The sequence below is a fragment of the Haloarcula sediminis genome (genome assembly GCF_035656455.1).
GTDB lineage: Archaea > Halobacteriota > Halobacteria > Halobacteriales > Haloarculaceae > Haloarcula > Haloarcula sediminis.
The window spans coordinates 49,245-67,893 of sequence record NZ_JAYMGA010000005.1 but is presented as its reverse complement, the minus strand read 5'-3'; the positions used below and the strand labels follow the sequence as shown (position 1 = coordinate 67,893).

At 67.5% G+C, this 18,649-nt stretch carries 22 protein-coding genes; 17 read left to right on the top strand and 5 right to left on the bottom strand.

Annotated elements, in window-relative coordinates; translation table 11 throughout:
* The first annotated feature begins 58 nt into the window (after positions 1-58).
* A complete protein-coding gene (gene dnaG / locus VJ162_RS09375) occupies positions 59-1,375 on the top strand; it encodes a DNA primase DnaG (RefSeq protein ID WP_324663847.1) in 1,317 nt (438 codons plus the stop codon).
* Here dnaG and VJ162_RS09370 read toward each other — a convergent pair.
* Positions 1,372-1,794, bottom strand: a complete 423-nt coding sequence (locus VJ162_RS09370) for a GNAT family N-acetyltransferase (RefSeq protein WP_324663846.1) — start codon at positions 1,792-1,794, stop codon at positions 1,372-1,374. The two genes, dnaG and VJ162_RS09370, sit on opposite strands and share 4 nt — an antisense overlap.
* Complete coding sequence (locus tag VJ162_RS09365) at positions 1,791-3,134, bottom strand: DUF92 domain-containing protein (RefSeq protein ID WP_324663845.1); 1,344 nt, start codon at positions 3,132-3,134, stop codon at positions 1,791-1,793. The genes VJ162_RS09370 and VJ162_RS09365 overlap by 4 nt, the downstream gene beginning before the upstream one ends.
* A gap of 166 nt (positions 3,135-3,300) precedes the next feature.
* Here VJ162_RS09365 and VJ162_RS09360 point away from each other — a divergent pair, with 166 nt between their 5' ends.
* Positions 3,301-3,909, top strand: coding sequence for an undecaprenyl diphosphate synthase family protein (locus tag VJ162_RS09360; protein ID WP_324663844.1), 609 nt, complete (start codon positions 3,301-3,303; stop codon positions 3,907-3,909).
* Positions 3,910-3,941: 32 nt separating this feature from the next.
* On the opposite strand, the gene uppS is transcribed toward VJ162_RS09360, so the two are convergent.
* Positions 3,942-4,859 carry a polyprenyl diphosphate synthase gene (gene uppS, locus VJ162_RS09355; protein WP_324663843.1) on the bottom strand — a complete coding sequence of 306 codons (918 nt, stop codon included), beginning with the start codon at positions 4,857-4,859 and terminating at the stop codon, positions 3,942-3,944.
* Between the two features lie 105 nt (positions 4,860-4,964).
* Between uppS and VJ162_RS09350 the strand changes: the two genes are divergently transcribed.
* From VJ162_RS09350 to VJ162_RS09340, 3 genes are all read left to right on the top strand, one after another.
* Positions 4,965-5,159 carry a cold-shock protein gene (locus VJ162_RS09350; RefSeq protein WP_324663842.1) on the top strand — a complete coding sequence of 65 codons (195 nt, stop codon included), beginning with the start codon at positions 4,965-4,967 and terminating at the stop codon, positions 5,157-5,159.
* Between the two features lie 2 nt (positions 5,160-5,161).
* Positions 5,162-5,356, top strand: a complete 195-nt coding sequence (locus VJ162_RS09345; RefSeq protein ID WP_324663841.1) for a cold-shock protein — start codon at positions 5,162-5,164, stop codon at positions 5,354-5,356.
* A 73-nt stretch (positions 5,357-5,429) separates the two neighbouring features.
* A complete protein-coding gene (locus tag VJ162_RS09340; protein WP_324663840.1) occupies positions 5,430-5,840 on the top strand; it encodes a DUF5778 family protein in 411 nt (136 codons plus the stop codon).
* Between the two features lie 56 nt (positions 5,841-5,896).
* Here the strand turns inward: VJ162_RS09340 and VJ162_RS09335 are convergent, their stop codons facing one another.
* On the bottom strand, positions 5,897-6,121 hold the full coding sequence (locus VJ162_RS09335) for a HalOD1 output domain-containing protein (protein ID WP_324663839.1): 225 nt from the start codon (positions 6,119-6,121) through the stop codon (positions 5,897-5,899).
* Between the two features lie 174 nt (positions 6,122-6,295).
* Here VJ162_RS09335 and VJ162_RS09330 point away from each other — a divergent pair, with 174 nt between their 5' ends.
* The 9 genes from VJ162_RS09330 to VJ162_RS09290 all read left to right on the top strand — a co-directional run bounded on the left by VJ162_RS09330 (position 6,296) and on the right by VJ162_RS09290 (position 14,473).
* Positions 6,296-6,808: an Lrp/AsnC family transcriptional regulator gene (locus VJ162_RS09330; RefSeq protein ID WP_324663838.1), complete on the top strand. Its 513-nt coding sequence runs from the start codon at positions 6,296-6,298 to the stop codon at positions 6,806-6,808.
* A 170-nt stretch (positions 6,809-6,978) separates the two neighbouring features.
* The gene (locus tag VJ162_RS09325; RefSeq protein WP_324663837.1) at positions 6,979-7,338 is read left to right on the top strand and encodes a DUF7344 domain-containing protein; all 360 of its coding nucleotides are present in this window, start codon (positions 6,979-6,981) and stop codon (positions 7,336-7,338) included.
* 123 nt (positions 7,339-7,461) lie between these two features.
* Positions 7,462-8,523 (top strand): siroheme decarboxylase subunit beta, encoded by a 1,062-nt coding sequence (ahbB, locus tag VJ162_RS09320; RefSeq protein WP_324663836.1) that lies wholly within the window; start codon positions 7,462-7,464, stop codon positions 8,521-8,523.
* Entirely contained in the window at positions 8,523-9,170 is a 648-nt protein-coding gene (locus VJ162_RS09315) for a precorrin-2 dehydrogenase/sirohydrochlorin ferrochelatase family protein (protein ID WP_324663834.1), read from the top strand. Before ahbB ends, VJ162_RS09315 begins: the two co-directional genes overlap by 1 nt.
* The gene (hemA, locus tag VJ162_RS09310; RefSeq protein ID WP_324663833.1) at positions 9,167-10,501 is read left to right on the top strand and encodes a glutamyl-tRNA reductase; all 1,335 of its coding nucleotides are present in this window, start codon (positions 9,167-9,169) and stop codon (positions 10,499-10,501) included. The genes VJ162_RS09315 and hemA overlap by 4 nt, the downstream gene beginning before the upstream one ends.
* A 471-nt stretch (positions 10,502-10,972) precedes the next feature.
* Positions 10,973-11,251: a 4a-hydroxytetrahydrobiopterin dehydratase gene (locus VJ162_RS09305; RefSeq protein ID WP_324663832.1), complete on the top strand. Its 279-nt coding sequence runs from the start codon at positions 10,973-10,975 to the stop codon at positions 11,249-11,251.
* 1 nt (position 11,252) lies between these two features.
* Complete coding sequence (lwrS, locus tag VJ162_RS09300) at positions 11,253-11,636, top strand: LWR-salt protein (protein WP_324663831.1); 384 nt, start codon at positions 11,253-11,255, stop codon at positions 11,634-11,636.
* Positions 11,637-11,682: 46 nt separating this feature from the next.
* Positions 11,683-12,312 carry an HAD family hydrolase gene (locus tag VJ162_RS09295; protein ID WP_324663830.1) on the top strand — a complete coding sequence of 210 codons (630 nt, stop codon included), beginning with the start codon at positions 11,683-11,685 and terminating at the stop codon, positions 12,310-12,312.
* A 292-nt stretch (positions 12,313-12,604) separates the two neighbouring features.
* On the top strand, positions 12,605-14,473 hold the full coding sequence (locus VJ162_RS09290; protein ID WP_324663829.1) for an outer membrane protein assembly factor BamB family protein: 1,869 nt from the start codon (positions 12,605-12,607) through the stop codon (positions 14,471-14,473).
* Positions 14,474-14,596: 123 nt separating this feature from the next.
* Here VJ162_RS09290 and VJ162_RS09285 read toward each other — a convergent pair whose 3' ends face one another.
* Positions 14,597-15,526 carry a molybdopterin-binding protein gene (locus VJ162_RS09285; protein WP_324663828.1) on the bottom strand — a complete coding sequence of 310 codons (930 nt, stop codon included), beginning with the start codon at positions 15,524-15,526 and terminating at the stop codon, positions 14,597-14,599.
* Between the two features lie 97 nt (positions 15,527-15,623).
* Here VJ162_RS09285 and VJ162_RS09280 point away from each other — a divergent pair, with 97 nt between their 5' ends.
* The 3 genes from VJ162_RS09280 (at position 15,624) to VJ162_RS09270 (ending at position 18,614) form a co-directional block, all read left to right on the top strand.
* Positions 15,624-16,388: a GIDE domain-containing protein gene (locus VJ162_RS09280; RefSeq protein ID WP_324663827.1), complete on the top strand. Its 765-nt coding sequence runs from the start codon at positions 15,624-15,626 to the stop codon at positions 16,386-16,388.
* 74 nt (positions 16,389-16,462) lie between these two features.
* On the top strand, positions 16,463-16,819 hold the full coding sequence (locus VJ162_RS09275) for an Hsp20/alpha crystallin family protein (RefSeq protein ID WP_324663826.1): 357 nt from the start codon (positions 16,463-16,465) through the stop codon (positions 16,817-16,819).
* Positions 16,820-16,919: 100 nt separating this feature from the next.
* A complete protein-coding gene (locus VJ162_RS09270; RefSeq protein ID WP_324664247.1) occupies positions 16,920-18,614 on the top strand; it encodes an ABC1 kinase family protein in 1,695 nt (564 codons plus the stop codon).
* Positions 18,615-18,649 lie beyond the last annotated feature (35 nt).

The following is an 18,649-nucleotide window of genomic DNA, read 5'->3' as shown; positions in this document are numbered from 1 at the left end:
TACGTAACGTAGTGACAGTGGTCCGTCGGATGGTTTTCGACGGGCCAGGAACCAACCAATGGACGAGACAGCAAAGTACCTGATACACGCGGAGATAACCGCCGCCGGGGTCGTCGAGCGCAGCGACGTCGTCGGGGCGGTGTTCGGACAGACGGAGGGGCTGCTCGGCGACGAGCTCGACCTCCGGAACCTGCAGGACTCGAAGAAGGTCGGCCGCATCGACGTCGAGATGCGCTCGGAAGGTGGCACGTCCTACGGCGAGATAACGGTCGGGAGCGGCCTGGACAAGGTCGAGACGGCCATCCTGGCGGCGGCACTGGAGACCATCGAACAGGTCGGCCCCTGTAACGCCGAGATCGTCGTCACCGACATCGAGGACATCCGCAGCGCCAAGCGCCGCGCCGTCGTCGAGCGGGCGACGGAGCTGCTCGCCGACTTCGACGCCGACGCGGTCCGGACCGAGGACATCGTCGAGACGGTCCGCCAGCGGGCCCGCGTCGACGACATCACGACCTACGAGGGGCTGCCGGCCGGGCCGCGGGTAGCGGACTCGGACGCCATCGTCGTCGTCGAAGGCCGCGCGGACGTTCTCCAGCTCCTCAAACACGGGATCAAAAACGCCGTTGCCGTCGAGGGGACCGACGTACCCGAGGCCGTCGCGGCCCTGACCCGCGAGCGAACCGTCACGGCTTTCCTCGACGGTGACCGCGGCGGGGACCTCATCCTCGAGGAGCTCTCACAGGTCGGCGAGATTGACTACGTGGCCGTCGCGCCGCGTGGCCGCTCGGTCGAGGACCTCCCACACGAGGCCGTCATGTCCGCGCTCCGGGAGAAAATCCCCTACGAGACCGTCGCGGAGGCCGAGAGCCCCGAGGCCGTACTCGGCGCCGACGACCCGGAGGAGGAGTCGACACCCCTCCAGGGAGGCGCCGGCGAGCGCGGGGCTCCCGCCGCCGTCGCCGGCGTCGATGGCGAGGCGACCGCGGCCGGGAGCGGCCCGGACACCACGCCGGCGGACGCGGCCGGGAGCGAGCCGTCGACGGCCGAAAGCGAAAGCGACTCGCCGACAGCGACCGACGCGCCCGGGGACGCCCCGACCACTCTCTCGGACCACATCGACGCCGTCGTCGGGGGCGACAGCGGCAGCGTCCGCCTCCTCGATGCCGAACTGACAGTGCTCTCGGAGGGGGCGGCCACCGACGCGGTCTCGCTCATCGAGGACTGTGACCCCGCGCCCCAAACGGTCGTCCTCGACGACACCTGCTCGCAGAAAGTCCTGGACGTCGCCGCCCAGCGCGGCGTCGAGGTGGTCGTCGCGACCGGCGACGGCGAGTACGTCAAACAGCCCACGAGCGTCCGGGTCCGTACGGTCTAGAGTTGCCGCACCAGCAGTACGCCAGCCCCGCCGTCGTCGTAATGGCCGGGCAGCTCGTCTTCGACGCTGAACCCGAAGCGGTCATAGAACGACCGCACGCGCTCGTCGTCCGCGCGGGCGGTGAGTCGCACCGTCTCGAATCCCCTCTCTCGGAGGTCGTCGAACAGGGCCCCGAGCAGTTCGCTCCCGTAGCCCTGTCCCTGCATCGCGGGCGCGACGGCCAGTTCGGCGACGTAGGCGACCGGGTGGTCGGGGACCGTCAGCGCGTACGCGATGGCCCCTTCGCCCTCGTCGAGGACAAGCACGTGGGGCGGGCCGTCGATGGCCACCGCCAGCAGTTCCTGCCAGGGGTCGGAAAGCGCCGCGGACTGGATGGCCCGCAGGCGGGACTCGTCGGCCGGGCGGGCGGGCCGTATCATACCAGACTGGCCGCGAGCGCGAGCGCGACGCCGGTCAGCGCGGCCGCCAGCGTCGCCAGCGTGTTGACCCCCTGGTTACCGACGACGGTCCCCTCGACCGTCGCGCCCAGCACGCTGTCGACGGTCATCCCGACGAAGCCACAGCCGACGATGAGCGCCGCGCCGGTCGGCCCGACGACCTCTAGCGTCGCGGCGGCGATTCCGGCGATGATGCCGGCGCCGACGAGCCCGGCGACGATGCCCTGCCAGGTGACGCCACCGTCGGTGCCGGGCTCGACGCGCTCGAAGGTCGTGATGAGCCGCGGGTTGTCGTAGAGGCCGCCGAACTCGCTGGAGAAGGTGTCGGTCATGGCGGCGGCGACGGCGCCGGCAAACGCATAGAGGAACAGAGTCGGGTCGACCGCGATGTGGGAGGGGCTGGCGGCCCACAGGAGGACCGCGACCAGCGCGACGATGGAGTTCGCGAGGACGTTCCCGCTTCCCCGGGCGCCCTCGTTCTCCTCGGCGATGCCGCGGTCCTGTTTGGCCTCGTACTGGTACTTCGTCGAGAGCCCGCCCAGCCCGAAGAAGGTGATGAGCATGGCAAACCAGCCGTAGCCCCCGAGGACGATGGTCAGAAGCGAGAGGAGGACGCCGGTCAGCATCCCCGGCAGCGAGGCCGTATCGAGCGCGTAGGCGACGTAGCCAAGCACCGCCGAGACGCCCAGCGCGATGAACACGCGTCTGGTCCCCGCGGCGGGGTCGAGTTCGAACAGCAGCCACAGCAGCAGGCCGACCGACAGCACGACGAGCGGGTCGTCGCGCTCGAAGAGGACGGACCGGAAGAGCGCGGCGACCAGGGCGCCGGTGCCGGCCAGAAACAGGGCGGTCGCGGGCGCGACGCTTCCGGCCCCCGTTCGCGCGGCGATGACGGCGGCGGCGGTGCCACAGGCGAAGCCGGCGACGACGAAGCCGGCCGTGGCCACCACCTCGTCGCTGTGGAGCCTGTGGGCGAGGCGCTGGCCGAAGTTGCCGTAGGCGACGGTGATGATCGTGGCGACACAGACCCAGACGGGCAGGTCGAACTGTATCGCCAGGAAGGCCAGACTCGCGGCGGCCAGCGCGAACGCGGCCAGCCCGTAGAGCCGCCCGTCCTCGTAGTCGCCGGGCCGGGCGAAGACGTCGAACATCGGCGTGTCGGGGCCGATGGCGAACATGGCGAAGAAGGCGACCGCGAGGAAGGGCGCGGTCGCCGCGACAGTCGCGACGGCGGGCGAGGCGAGGCCGGCGGCGACCGGGACGACAAAGGCCAGCGTCCCGACCGCGGCGAACGCGCCTGCCCGACGGACTGTCGATGTCACGTCCCGCCGGTATCCCCGAGAGCCACTTACTCTTTCCGAACTGTCCGGGCCAGGAACCCCTTTCGTTCTGCACTGTCCGCTGTTCGCACTGCACTCCCCTTTCGGCTTCACCCGATACCTTCCCAGGATCGTGAGTTTTAGGCGCGGTGTCGGTGTACACGACCGCGTGGGTCTGTACGACCGGTACCTCGGGTTCCGACTCCGCCGGAGCGACGCCGACCTCCCGGAGACGGTCGCCCTGGTCATCACCGAGCGGGACCTGTTGTCCGAGGGGGCCTACACCACCCTGGAGCGGTTCTTCGAGTGGGCGGTCCGGTACGGCGCCGAGACGGTCGTCGTCTACGTCAGCGTCCTCGACGAGGAGGTGGTGCCGACGCTCCGGCGGGAGCTGTCGGACCTCCGCGCGCCCGCCGCCGTCGCCGTCCGCGGGCCCGGGGACCAGCGAGCGGCCGACGCTCCCATCCAGATATCCATCGGGCTGGGCGGCCAGTCCGAGTTCGCGACGGCGGTCCGCAAACTCGCCGAGCGCGTCGACGACGGTGAGCTTGCGCCGGGGGACATAGACGAGGCGGCCGTCGAGGAGCACCTCGTGTTCCCGACCGCGCCGGACCTGGTCATCAAGACCGGCGCCGAGCGGCTCTCGGATTTCATGATCTGGCAGTCGGTGTACTCGGAGCTGTACTTCACCGACGTCAACTGGCAGAACTTCCGCAAGCGCGACTACCTGCGGGCGCTGCGGGATTATCAGGAACGGCAACGCCGGTTCGGCAAGTAGGTCGGCCGACAGCGCGCTGTCGTGTGTCCGTGTCAGTCAGCCGCGGGCTCGATGTCGTCCTCGACGGCCGCCCGTTCCTTGCTCGGCAGCGCGTCGCGAAAGCGGCCGAGCACCTGGCGGGCCTGAGAGAGGTCGGCGTCCTCGACGGCCTGGACGAGCGCCATCGCGCGGCGGGCCCGCGTGGTACGCCAGGAGGCCTCCCGGTTCTGGTAGGTGCGGATGGCGCGGAGGAAATCTATCTTCCGGAACTCCGGCCAGTAGGGCGTACAGAAGAAGGTCGCGGCCTCGTTGCCGTTGGCGTGCCACGGGAGGAAGTTGGAGGTGCGCTCGTCCCCGCCGGTCCGGACGATGAGGTCCACGTCGCGGGTGGGGCCCTCGTAGAGACAGCGCTCGACGGTGTCGGCGTCGATGTCCTCGGGGGTGAGTTCACCGGCTTCGACGGCTTCGGCGATGTCGCGGGCCGCGCCCAGTAGCTCGGCGCGGCCGCCGTAGGCCAGCGCGACGTTGAGATTGAGGCGGTCGTACCCGCGGGTCCGGGCCTCGGCGTAGTCGATGGCTTCGCGGACGCGCTCGGGGAGCATGTCCGTTTCGCCGATAGCCCGGATGCAGACCTCGGCCTCGTGGACGCGGTCGGCGTCGGCGAAGCTCCGCAGTTTCTCCTCGACCAGATCGAAGATGTACTCGCGCTGTTCCTCGGGCCGGTCGAAGTTCTCGGTCGAGAAGGCATACAGCGTCACCTCGTCGATGCCGAGGTCGTCACACCAGTGCAACAGGGCCTCAGTGGTCTCGGCGCCCTCACTGTGGCCCTGTGTCGTCTCGACGCCCTGCTTGCGAGCGTAGCGTCGGTTCCCGTCCTGGATGACCGCGACGTGGCTGGGCGTTCCAGACAGCTCCCGCTGTAGCACCCGTTCGTATACCCCGTAGCCCAACCGCTCTAGCCGCTCTCGCATCACCCGTAGCATATCAACGAGCCGATAAGGGGTTTGTGGCTCGGCGGCCGCCGTGTGAACCGCCTACATAGATTTATTAGGTACGGGCGAGAACTGTCGTCCGCAATGGCGACCGGTACGGTAGACTTCTTCAACGACACAGGCGGGTACGGATTCATCGACACGGAGGACTCCGAGGAGGACGTCTTCTTCCACATGGAGGACATCGACGGCCCTGACCTCGAGGAGGGCCAGGAAGTCGAGTTCGAAATCGAACAGGCCGACAAAGGGCCACGCGCGAAGAACCTCACGAGGCTATAACGATGGCGACAGGCACTGTCGATTTCTTCAACGACACCGGCGGCTACGGCTTCATCGACACGGAGGACGCCGACGAGGACGTCTTCTTCCACATGGAGGACGTGGGCGGTCCGGACCTCGAAGAGGGCCAGGAAGTCGAGTTCGACATCGTCGAGGCCGACAAGGGACCGCGAGCGGAGAACGTCACACGGCTGTAACGTACCGGGTGCGGTCCACCATACCGCCCGGCAATCCGAAGCGCCTTAGGACGTTCCCGGCCCAGCCACAGGTATGAGCGACGGCGAGGCACTCGACGACGACCTCTATCGGCGGACCAAGCAACTCCTAGAGCCCGGTGAGATACAGCTCAACGGCGTTGTGGTCCACACCGAGTACGACAACAGCGAGGAGATAGAGATGATGCAGGCGACCATCGACGTCGGCGAACGCATCGCGGAGGGGTACGGGATGGACCCCACCGACACGTTCGTCTACTCGGGCAGCGACGACCCGGAGTTCGCCTCAAACCAACACCAGGGGCTCACGCTCGACGGCGAGGAGTTCGTCTGGGAGTGCCAGCAGCTCCTCCGCGATGGCTCCTTTGACCTCGTGTTCTACTACGAGGCGAGCGCCGACCACGAGGCGATTCTCGACGCTATCGAGGCCGAGGGATTCGCGGTCACGGGCGTCCGGGGCGAGTAGCGGGCCGGCGACCCCATCGCGGCCGGGCCCGTCACGGACCGGGCCGCGAACGGCGGTTACGGTCCTCCGGCGTCGCCGCTCGCGTCGAGGTGGATGCTCCCGTCCCCGGTGACAGCGACGGCGTAGCCGCTGTACGTAAACTCGACGCGGACGTCCCCTGTCGAGTCCATGACTCTCCGGAGGGCGTCCGTGTCGATGACCTCGTACAGCGGCCTGAGCGCCGTCGGACTCGTCCCCTCCCGGCTGGCGACCTTTCTCGCTATCGACGTTTCAATATCCACTACATACATCAACTTCCCTATACGTATACGTCCGGTCATTTCGACGTCGTCGTCGGTATCACGACGGTCTCTCGCTTTGCCGGTGCTTGGGCCGTCTCAGTTAGACTCGTTCGCTCGCGGTGCCGGACACTCGGCTGTCGTGTAATTCAATTGAATGGAGGGCGAAGGGCAGTCATGACGGACCACCCACTCGACAATCTCGACCGACGGATTCTCCACCTGCTACAGCTCGACGCGCGCGGTGCCAGTGATACGGATATCGCCGCGGAGACGGACGTCACCGGGACGACAGTCCACAACCGCATCGAGAAGCTGGAAGACGAGGGTATCATCGTCGGCTACAATCCGGAGATAAACTACGAACAGGCGGGCTACCCGATGCGCGTGCTGTTCATCTGTTCGACCGACCTCTCGGACCGGTCGGAGATGGCGGAGAGCGCCCTCGAAGTGCGTGGCGTCGTCAACGTCCGGGAGATGCTGTCCGGCGAGGAGAATCTCCACGTCGAAGTCGTCGCGGAAACGACTTCCGAAGTCAAACAGAGCACGGAACAACTCGACGGTCTGGGCTTACGTATAGTAAGCAGCAACATCCTGGCCGAGGAGCGGATACAGCCGTGGAACCACTTCCATCAGGACATCATCGGTGAGCCGGATACCCTCTCGGAGACGGCCCCTGACGAGGAGTGACACCGGTAGGCGACGAATAGTTGGATAGTCAATATGTATGGCGGGGGCGTTTCCGTATCGGCGTAATATCGGTTGGGAAAGTCAACTGAATCCCGGCTGGGCACTGTTTTATCAAATAGATAGAATTACCGAAAAGAAGACATTAAGTCCGCTCAGGCACGTGGTAGTGTATGGCAACAATGACCGACCCGGAGCTGACCAGAATATTCGACCTGCTGGGACACTCGCACCGTCGACACGTGCTGCGATATCTGGAGCGTGAATCCGAGGTCGTCAGTGTCGAGACGCTCGCGACTGCGGTCGCGGAGTCGACCTGTGCGCCGATGTACGCCGGCCCCAGACAGACCGAGGAGGAGGAGGCACGGATAGCGCTTCACCACGTCCACCTCCCGAAACTCGCTGCGGGCGGGCTGCTCACGTACCACTCGGGGGCAGGGACAGTAGAGCGGGCGGAGGGGGACCGCGCGGGTCGGCTACTCGACGACGTGTCGGCAATCGCTGACGGTGTGGCCCCGCAGTGTGACGACTGAGACTGCCGATTGAGCGACGTAGCGACTCCGGGGTGGCGAACGCCGTTGGGCCGACAGTCCGACCGGTCACGCCGCTGGCTCGCTCCCGCGCCGTTTTTATCCGCCGAGTACTGACCGTCAGCTATGACCAACGAGCTCGGACGGGTGGACAGCGCGATCTGCAACGCGTTTCAAGGGGGCTTCCCGGTCGTTTCCCGGCCCTTCGAGCCGGCGGCCGCGGCCCTTTCCGACCACGGCATAGACATCTCAGCGGCCGAGTTGCTCGACCGCGTCCAGGACCTCGACGACCGCGGGGTGCTCAGCCGCTTCGGCGCGCTCATAAACGCCCAGGAGATCGGTGGGACGGCGACGCTGGTGGCGACTCACGCCCCCGAGGACAGCTACGAGGACCACGCCGAGCTGGTCAACGCTCATCCCGAGGTCGCACACAACTACGAGCGCGAACACCCCTATCTCAACATGTGGTTCGTCCTCAGCGTGGTCGAGGAGAGCCGCGTCGATGACGTGCTGGCCGAGATAGAGGCCGAGACGGGCGAGCCGACCTACAACCTCCCCAAACAGCAGGAGTTCCACGTCGGCGCGAAGTTCCCCGTCGAGGGACCCCAGACCCAGACCGTCGACTGCAGTGACGCCGGCCCCGAGGTCGAGCCGACCGACCGCCGCTCCCTGACGCCCGAGGAACTCGACCTCGTGCTGGAAATCCAGGGCGGACTCCCCATCACCGAGACGCCCTATGCCGACGTGGCCGACGCCATCGGCGCCGACACGGCGTGGGTCGTCGAGACCATCAAGCGGTTCAACCAGGAGGGGAAGGTACGGCGCGTCGGCGCCATCCCGAACCACTACGCGCTTGGCTACTCCGAGAACGGGATGACCGTCTGGGACGTGCCCGACGAGGTCATCGACGAGGTCGGACAGGCCGTCGCCGAGTTCGATTTCGTCACACACTGCTACGAGCGACCGCGCCACGAGGGAGTCTGGCCGTACAACTTCTTCGCGATGACACACGGCCGCAGCGAGGACGAGAGCGAGCGGCGCATCCAGCAGGTCCACGACCGGATGACCGAGTACTGGGACGTCGAAGACGAGGACTGGGACACGCTGTTCTCGACGCGCATTCTCAAGAAGACGGGTATCAGACTGGACGAGCGCGCACAGGCGAACGCGGAGTCCGCCGGGGACTGATGATACCACTCCTCCACGATTTCACGGGCGAGACGGTCCTGGTGTTCGGGGGCGGTCCCGTGGGCGCACGCAAGGCCCGCCGCTTTGACGCCGAGGCCGACGTTGTCGTCGTCAGCCCCGACTTCGGCGACCGGGACTTTTGCGGGGCGGAACTGGTCCGGGAGGCGCCCGATGCCGACGGCGTTCGGGCGTGGATTGCACGGACCGACCCGGCGCTGGTCGTCGCCGCCACGGACGACGCCGGGCTGAACGCGGCCGCCGAGGCCGCCGCCCGCGAGGCGGGCGCGCTGGTCAACCGCGCCGACGACCACGGCGGGCAGGACGCCGGCAACGTCGTCGTCCCCGCGACGGTCCGAGAGGACCCAGTCGTAATGGCCGTCGCCACCGGCGGCCACTCGCCGGCGCTGTCGAAACACCTGCGGGAGTCCTTCGAGGAACAGTTCGCCGGCGCGGGCCGGATGGCCGAACTGACCGGCGAGCTCCGCGAGGAGCTGAAATCCGCTGACATGACGGCGACCGAACGCCGTGACGCGGTCAGGACCGTTGTCAGATCCCGGGAAGTTTGGAAGGCTTTAGATAGTGGCAGGTCCAATGCCAGACAAGTAGCAGCAGACGTGATTGGATACCAAATGGGTGATACGTCGTGAGAGAGCAGACAGGTGTCATCGTCGGCGTGCGCGTGACCCACGAGCGCGCTAGCGTGGACCAGCTGGAGACGGCCGCCGCGGACAGCGCTCGCCACGCCGTCGAGTCGCTGCTCACCGAGCCCGGCGTCTCCGAGGCCTTTGCCCTCCAGACCTGCAACCGGACCGAGGGGTACGTCGTCGCGACGGACCACGAGACGGGGTTAGAGGCGCTCGACCTCTTTACCAGAGCGGTCACCGACGAGGTCGTCGTCGAGATGGGCCACGAGGCGAGCCTGCGCCACCTCATGCGCGTGGCGGCCGGCCTCGAATCCATCGTGCTGGGCGAAGACCAGATTCTCGGCCAGATCCGCGACGCCTACGAGGATTCCCGCGGCGTCGGCGGCATCGGGCAGTTGCTCGAAGACGGTATCACGAAGGCCATCCACGTCGGCGAGCGCGCCCGCACCGAGACGGCCATCAACGAGGGCGTGGTCTCGCTGGCCTCGGCCGCGGTCCGGCTGGTCGACCGCGAGCACTCGCTCGACGGCGAGACGGCCCTCGTCGTGGGCGCCGGGGAGATGGGCCAGCTGGCCGCGAAAGCCCTCTCCGAACACGTCGACCGGCTCATCGTCGCCAACAGGACCGTGCCCCACGCCGAACACGTCGCCGAGACCGTCGACGCAGAGGCCAGCGCGGTGGCGCTCGACGCGATCGAGGCCGCCGTCGGCGAGGCCCGCATCGTCGTCTCGGCGACCGGCAGCAACGACCAGGTGTTCGACGTCGGCACCTTCGCCGACGCGGGCGAGACGGCCGTCGTCGATATCGCCCAGCCACGCGACGTGCCCGCGGGGGCCGACCGGCTCCCGAGCGTGTCGGTGTATGACCTCGACGCGCTGGAGTCGGTGACCGAGGAGACCAGACAGCAGCGCCAGCGGGCCGCCGAGGCGGTCGAACAGCTGGTCGACGAGGAGTTCGACCACCTGTTGACCCAGTACAAGCGAAAGCGGGCCGACCGCGTCATCTCGGCCATGTACGAGAGCGCAGAGCGGGTGAAGGCCGCGGAGCTCAACACCGCGACGGCCCGGGCCGACTTCGACGAGGACCAGCGCGAGGTGCTCGAAGCGATGGCCGACTCCATCGTCTCCCAGCTGCTTGCCGCCCCGACCAAGAGCCTGCGCGACGCCGCCGAGGAGGACGACTGGGAGACCATCCACACCGCGCTCGAACTGTTCGACCCCGACTTCGGCCCCGACGCCCCCGAGATAACCGAGGGTATGACCATCGAGGACATCCCGGACGGGATGCGCGACGACATCCCCCCGGCGGTGCTCGAACAGCTGGCCGACGACTAGCAGCGGTTCGTGTCTGTTTTGCTTGACGCTGCTATCTTCTGCACAGCCAGAAAGCCCCTGTAACCACCGTTCGCGAGACCGCTAACAGCCAGAAAGCCCCTGTAACCACCGTTCGCGAGACCGCTAACAGCCAGAAAGCCCCCGCTGTCTGGACTCCCGCGACTCGCTGTGGTCCTCGCTCACTCTGTTCGCTGTGGTCCTTGCTTCGTCGGGGTTCGTCCAGACGGCGGCCCCTTTCAGCCCCACCCATGCCGGCTGACCAACCTGCTACGGGTGGACTGAAAGGGGCGGCACGCTAACCGACGGCGGACGACGAAAGCACTACAGGGAACGAAGTGACCGAAGCGCGCAGCGAGTCCCCCGAGGTTAGCGTGCCGGGGCTTTCTGGCTGTCCACAGTCCGAGTCCCCTCCCCAGACACGACAACTCCTAGCGGCCAAACCACTTTGGGGCTGGCAAGCGACGCTCCGATATGGCAGACCTGCTTTCCGACGACGAGATCAGCGACCGGCTCCCCGACGGCTGGGACCGCGAGGGCGACGAGATAGTTCGCGTCTACGACTTCGACGACTATCTGGGCGCCTCGGGATTTCTGGCCGCCGCGGCCGGCGTCGCAGAGGCCGCCTGGCACCACCCCGAGATGACGGTGCGGTGGGGTGAGTGTGCGGTGCGGCTGACGACCCACGACGCCGGCGGCATCACCGACAACGACATCGACATGGCCGAGCGGCTGAACGACCTCTACGAGTAGCGTGACCGGAAGCGACGACCCGGCGGCCAGCTACCTCTTTCGCGTGACTGTTCGGCTCGACCCCGACTCGGGATATCGGGCCGAACCCGACACGTTCGAGACCGTCCTCTCGCGAGCGGCCGACCCGCCGGGTGAGGCGGGGTGGCTGTTCTTCCGGGACACGCTCTGGCGGGGAGAAATCGGCGACGCGGCCCACGGGCGGCGGCTGGCCGAAGATGCCCTGGGTATGCCGGTCGAGTCCGTCTCCTTCAGCGAGTTGCGGACGAGCGACGCGTATCTCGACGACCTGAAGGCGGCCATCGCCGAGGACCTCGACGCGTTCAACGCCGACAGCGTCAGCGAAGTCCTGAAGAAGTACCTGGGCAGTTCCATCCACGTCCGGTGACCCGGCGGGCAGAAAGGCTTTATTCGCAACTGCCCTAGATTCTCCAGTGGCTCGTGACTACGATTTCTGGCTGTTCGACCTCGACGGGACGCTGGTCGATGTCGACCCGGCGTACCCGGTCGAGGTGATGGAGCGGGTCGGCGCCCGGCTCGGCAAGGGGTTCAGCGAGCGGGAGGCGGCCCTGCTGTGGTACGGCCAGGGCGAGGCCAGGCGCGACCTGCTCGCAAAGCGCGGCGTCGACCCGGCGCTGTTCTGGGATATCTTCCACGAGGAGGAAGACCTCCTCGCGCGGGCCGAGGCGACCTATCTGTACGACGACGTCGAGACGTTCCTCGGCGAGCGGACCGAACCCGTCGGGCTGGTCACCCACTGCCAGGAGTACCTCACCGAGCCGATACTCGACCGGCTGGACATCGGCGACTGGTTCGACACCGTCGTCTGCTGTGACGACGACATCGGGTGGAAACCCGACCCCGCGCCGGTCCGCCGGGCGATGGCCGACCTCGGCGTGGGCCACAACGGCCACGCCGGCGTGCTGGCCGGGGACAACCCCGGCGACATCGGCGCGGCCCGGAACGCGGGTTTGGACGGCATCCACGTCGAACGCGGCCTGCCGATCAGCGCGGACCGCTGCGTGTGGGGCGACCGCCGGGTCACGTCGCTGCGTGAGCTATAGGGTAGGCCACTGTCTTGCTACCTGCCGATAGTCACCCACACAGCTTCAGGACGCAGAGAAGGCGTTCGTCACCGGGCGTGATTGGTGGCATCGCTTATAGCCGGCGTGACGACGAGTTCGGCTACCCCTTCGCGAAACAGTAGCTCGTCACTAGCTGCGCCAGTATGCCGAAGAGCGTTCCAAGCAGACATCCCTCCGAGTGGCTGATATCGACTGAGAGGTGAACGGCGCTGCTTTACAATAACTAGTTGATATATCAACCTATATTTTGTTGAGCTGCCCACTAGCTGGTATGCAGCGACTTACTCGACGGTCTGCCCTGTTGTCGTCGACCGCGATAGCGGGCGCACTGGCCGGCTGCGAGCAACTGATAGGGGCGGGCAGCTCGGCCGTTGAAGTCACTTCGGTCGAGGTCGAACCGGCCCGGGAATCCGGCGATCGACTGGCTGTCGGCTCCCCGACGACAATCCGCGCCACGGTCGAAAACTCGACCTCGTCGACGGCGACCGAACCGTTGACGCTAACGGTCGACGGGACGGAACTCGTCACCGAGACGGTCACAGTCGACGCTGGGGGGAGCCGGACCTGGACGCACGACTACGTCTTCCGGACGGCCGGCTCGCTCACCGTTGCGGTCAACGGTGTCTCCGAAGACATCACCGTCGCCGACGGGCTATCCGGCGAGCATACGTCAGAGGTCCGCGCTATCGCAGCCGAGCGAGAATCGGCTTCGGAGGGCATTGTTCGGGTTCGGATCGGCGTCGAAAACCCCCACGACGAGGTAGTGTTCGCCGCGCCGCTGGTCGCCGTGGATGGCGAACGGGCCTCGGTGACATCCAGGTCCGACCCGGAGAGCGGTCCGCCGGTACGGGTTCCGCCGGGGGAGACACGCTCTTTGATCGCCGACCGCGTCGTCAACGCCGACGGGAGGTACGAGGCCACCGTGAACGGCGAACAGGTCGGGACGGCTGAACTACAGTATCGGGACACGCCGTACCACCTCGGTACGCCCGGCCGGACCGGGCCACGGATGCCCAGCGGCGGCATCGGGACCGAGCCGACGCTGGTCGCCGAATTCGACTTCGGCGAACCGGACCGGGTGCCCGACATCGAGGAGCTGTTGAACGTCTCCATCAGGGCGATTACCGACGAGCGGCTCTATCTCTGTATCAAGTGGCGGCGGTCGGACGGACAGATCTGGTCGATAGCGGCGCTTGACCGCTGGTCAGGCGAGACGGCGTTTCACCTGCCGACGACACCGCCGGGCGAGGTCGCCGTCCTCGGTGACACCGAATACACGCTCAGCGCCGAGAGCGAGGAACTGATGACGCTTACGGCCAGATCGAAGGACCAAACCGAGCAGTGGCAACGGGAGTTCGGCGTGGCGAAGCAGCGGGTCGAGGGAACGAACATGGTCCCGGCCGATGACAGCCTCTATGTCACCACGCCCGACGGGGTCGCGGAACTTGACGCCGACTCGGGCGAGACCCGTCGCACGATGACCGGAGCGTACCCGGCTGTCGGGGAAAACGCGGTGTTCACCTTCGGCGGCGAGGGACCGCTGTCGAAGTTTCCGCGGGACGGATCGACCACGACGCCCGACTGGCAGCGGACGCCGGGAGACGGCACCCGCGAGACTGGTGCGGTCGCGAACGGACGGGTGTACGTCAGCACGTTCTCGGGTGACGAGGCGAGCGAGTACCGGTACGAGTTCCACGCATACGACGCCGAGACCGGCGAGCACCAGTGGACCACGGTCGCATCGCAGTCGACCGCTACCCCCGTGGGCATCAGGTTGGCACAGCTACCAGGGATGACCGTTCGGAACGGCTACGTGATGTGGGCCGGCGGCACGAACATCGTCGAAGCCGACACCGGCGACGATGTCGAAACCGACGGCATCCGCGGCGGATACGCCGGCTCCCCGCTCGGTCCCCGCCGCGTATACGGCGTCGACGAATCGGCGTTCTACGTCAGCACGTTCCTCGAAGGGCTCGCCGACGGCGAGCGGTCGGTGCCGGGCGCGAACGCGGTCCCGCTGCCCGAATCGCTCGGCGAATCGAGACTCGTGGACATGCTGTATGGCCGCGGTGTGATGTACGTCGCCACCCGCAACCGGGTGTACGGTTACAGCGGGACGCTCCCGGACAATACGGAGTAGCGTTCCACTGACGTGACGAGCAGGGTCATAATTTTCCCACCTGTCGTTGGCGTGCAGTCGTTCCGCTGTACTGACCGATCGGCTATTGGGCACTCACTGGTCCCCGAACGGGTCGGTGACTGCTTATGGCAGATAGTCCCAGTCCACGACGCCGACGGTGTCTCCGCCGGCGGGGGCCAGCGTGTCCGCCGGCACCGTCACCCAGCCGTCGGCCCGCGTCGCCGTCGCCAGGTCCGTCCCCGACAGCGGCGTCGCGGTCTCCCCCTCGACTGCGACCGGGACGAACGACCGCACCGAGTCGTCGGTGTCCAGTGGCTCGGTCAGCGTCGCCTGTCGGCTCGGGTGGGGCGACAGCGGGGCGTCGCCAAAGCCCTTCAACAGCGGGCGCAACAGCTGGACCGCGCCCACGCGGGCGGCGACGGGCGACTCCGGCAGCAGGAGAACGGGGCGGTCCTGCACCACGGCCAGGCCCGTCTCGTGGCCGGGGGCGATGGCGACGCGGTCGGCGACGATATCGCCCAGCTTCCGGACGACTTCCCGGAGCGTGTCACCGGGTTCGGTGCCGGTCAGCACGACGATATCACGCGTCAGGTCGCGCTGGACCGCCATCCGCAGCGCGGGCGCGTCGTCGGCGACCGCGTTGCGATAGGTGACTTTCCCGCCCCAGCGGTCGGCGTACTGGGCCAGCGTGAACCCGGCCGTCTCGACGCGCTCGTCGGGGCCGGCGTCGCGCTCGACGAGCCCGTCCCCGGTCGGGACGATGCCGACCTGGGGGCGCTGGCGCACCAGCAGCTCGTTCACGCCGGCGGCTTTGAGCAGCCCCACGTCGGCGGGTCTGAGCTGGTGGCCCCGCTCGAAGACGGTGTCGTCGACCGCGATGTCGGCGCCGGGAATACGGTCGTTGGCCGTCACGTCGGTCGCCAGCACGCGCCCGACGGCCACCGACAGCGGGATGCGGTCGGTCCGGTCGACCGGCGCCGCGTAGCTGCCCAGCTGGCGGCGGGCGGTCTCCAGTGTACACTCCTCCACGTCACTCGGCGAAGCCCCGGCCATACCCGCCGTTGGCGCTACTGGGGCAAAAGCGCCCGGAGTCCCGGAGGGGGTCTCACACACCGGTAACGCTTTTTGTACAGCCAGACGGGACAGCAGTATGGTCCTCCCGCAGTTGCTCGCCCTCGGCGCCCTTGCCGTCGGCTGCTACCTCTTCTACGCCGGCGGTCGACGCCTGTCTACGGTGTATCACGTTCTCCGGTCGGACCCGCTCCCGGTGCGGGACCTCCATGGCCGCCGCGGTCCCGTCGAAATCGAGGGGCGGGCCGTCGAAGGCGACGGCGGCACCGTCACGGCGCCGTTTACCGGTTCGCGCTGTCTGGCCTACACCTACGAGGTCGAGGAGCTTCGCCAGTCGGGCAAGAGCCAGTCCTGGGAGACGCTCGACACCGGGATGGGCGGCGTCGACTTCGTCGTCGATGACGGCACCGGCCGCGTGCTCGTCGACCCCGCCGGTGCCGATATCCACCTCGAATCGCACTCGGTGACCGTCCCGCCGGGGACTGAACTGCCGGAGCGGCTGGCCCGGTACGTCGCCAGCACCGACGCCGTCGACCCACAGGACGGGGTCATCGACCTCAGGATTACGCAGGTCAACGTCGGCAACAAGCAGCGGTTCACCGAGCGCCGCCTCGACGTGGGCGAGACGGTGTACGTCTACGGGCAGGCCACCCGCGGCCCCGCTGTCGAGTGGGGGAGCAGTCTCGTCGACGCCCAGGTCGGCGACGGCTCGGCGACACCGGTGTTCGTCGTCTCCGATACGGACGAACGGGGCACGGCGTGGCGCATCGCCCGCAGCGGGCTCTGGCGGACCGGTCTGGGGCTCCTCTTCGTCGCGGTCGTCGCCGCCGGTGTGCTACTGTAGACACACCCGTCGCCCGCGCGCCCGAGACTGTCGGAACCGCCGGGTTTACCACTGCGCCATCCCTAGACTCGGCCATGTCAGCCCTGCGCGAGGCGCTGGGGTCGCTCCCCGACGCCGTGTTCGCCGACGTGCTCGAATCCGAGGAGGGGTACCTGCTCGTGTTGGATCTGCCGGGCGTGACCGCCGACACCCTGGAGGTCACGGTCGAGGCCGGTCGCCTCGTCATCGAGGGCCAGCGAAGCAAGGACGTGCCCCGCGAGTTCCGGTTCGTCCGCGAGGACCGCTCCGTGTTCCTGGACGTCGAGTTGCCGCTGCCGCCGGACGCCACGGGCCAGGGTGCCGAGGGGACCGTCTCCCGGGGCGTTCTCGAACTCACCATCCCGAAGGCGACGGCCGCGCCGAGTACGACCATCCCCATCGACGAGGCCTGATCGTGATTGGTGTAGCGACGCATCGGTGCCTGCCGACCCCGGGACGGCGCTCTCGGGGACCGGTCTACAGCAACCGCTGCGTGTGCGGGGTGCCCAGTCGGTGAACCTCCGCGCGTACTGGCGGTTCCTCCGCGTCGCCCGGCAGTTCCTCCCGCTGTTGCTCGCGTACGCCCGCGACCGAAAGCGGTTCATCGTCTTTGGCTCCTCCCGGCAGGTGACGGGCGAACAGCGCCGGAAACGGGCCCAGTCGCTGCTTGACTCGCTGTTGACGCTGGGTCCGACGTTTATCAAGCTGGGCCAGCTGCTGTCGACGCGCCCGGACGTGCTCCCGCCGGAGTACATCGACGAGTTCGCGTCCCTGCAGGACCAGGTGCCCCCCGCCGACTGGGAGCGGGCGAAAGTCGTCCTCGAAGAAGAGCTGGGGCCCGTCGACGACCGGTTCGCCGCGTTCGACACCGACGCTATCAGCGGCGCGTCGCTGGGACAGGTGTACCAGGCCGAGGTCGACGGGCAGGACGTGGCGGTGAAGATTCGACGGCCCGACATCGAGGACCTCGTCGAGGCCGACCTGCGGGTCATCCGCTGGTCGCTGCCGATTCTGATGTACTTCATCGACGACGCGCGCTCCTTTTCCCTGGAGACGCTGGCCGACGAGTTCGCCAAGACCATCCGCCAGGAGATGGACTACGAGCGCGAGGCCGAGATGCTCCGCGAGATTCGGGGCAACTTCGCCGACAACGACCGTATCCGCATTCCCGATGTGGTCGAGACTCACTCCACGCGGCGGGTGCTCACGATGGAGTACGTCCCCGGCACGAAGATAAACGACATCGACGACCTCGACGAGCGCGGGTTCGACCGGACGGAACTGGCACGGACGCTGCAGACGGCCTACCTCCAGATGATTATCGAAGACGGGGTCTTCCACGCGGACCCCCACCCCGGGAACCTCGCCGTCCAGGACGACGGCAAGCTCGTCTTCTACGATTTCGGGATGTCCGGCCGGGTGGACCCGTTCGTCCAGGAGAAGATAATCGACTTCTACGCCGCCGTCGCCGACCAGAACATCCAGGCTATCCTCGATGCGCTCATCGAGATGGGCACCCTGAGCCCCGAAGCGGACCGGCAGGTGATGGGCGACGTGATGGAACTGGCCATCGCCGACGCCCGTGGCGAGGACATAGAGCAGTACCGCGTCCAGCAGATCGTCCAGCAGGTCGAGGACACTATCTACGAGTTCCCGCTGCGCCTGCCGGCGAATCTGGCGCTCGTCCTGCGCGTGGCGACCGTCGTCGAGGGCGTCTGTGTGACGCTGGACCCGGACTTTGATTTCATCTCGGTCGCGACGGACTTCCTGCGCGAGGAGGGGTATATCACCGCCGGCGTGAAAAACTACGTCGAGGACCGCGCAAACGAGGTGACCGAGGCCGCCCAGTCGGCGGTCCGCATCCCGCCAAAGCTCGAATCCGTCCTCGACAGGGTCGAACGCGAGGAACTCACCGTTCGGGCCGACATAGAGGACTCCGACAGGCTGCTGGCGACGATGACCAAACGGCTCATCCTCGGGATGATGCTCGCCAGCACGCTGTTCTCGACGGCGTTCCTCTACGCCGAGGCGGGGCTGGTAATCGCGAGTGTCGCCGGCCTCGCCGTGCTGGCGCTCGCCCTCTCGCTTTGGTGGTCGTTCCGCCGGAAGAAGGGCGTCCGCGCCAAACCGCAGTTCACCCGCCAGAGCATGCGCCAGCAGGAGACCGGGGCGACCGGCGGACACGGGCGCCTCGGCGACGAGGAGTGACCGCCCCACTCGTCAGTTTTCACCGTTGAGAACAG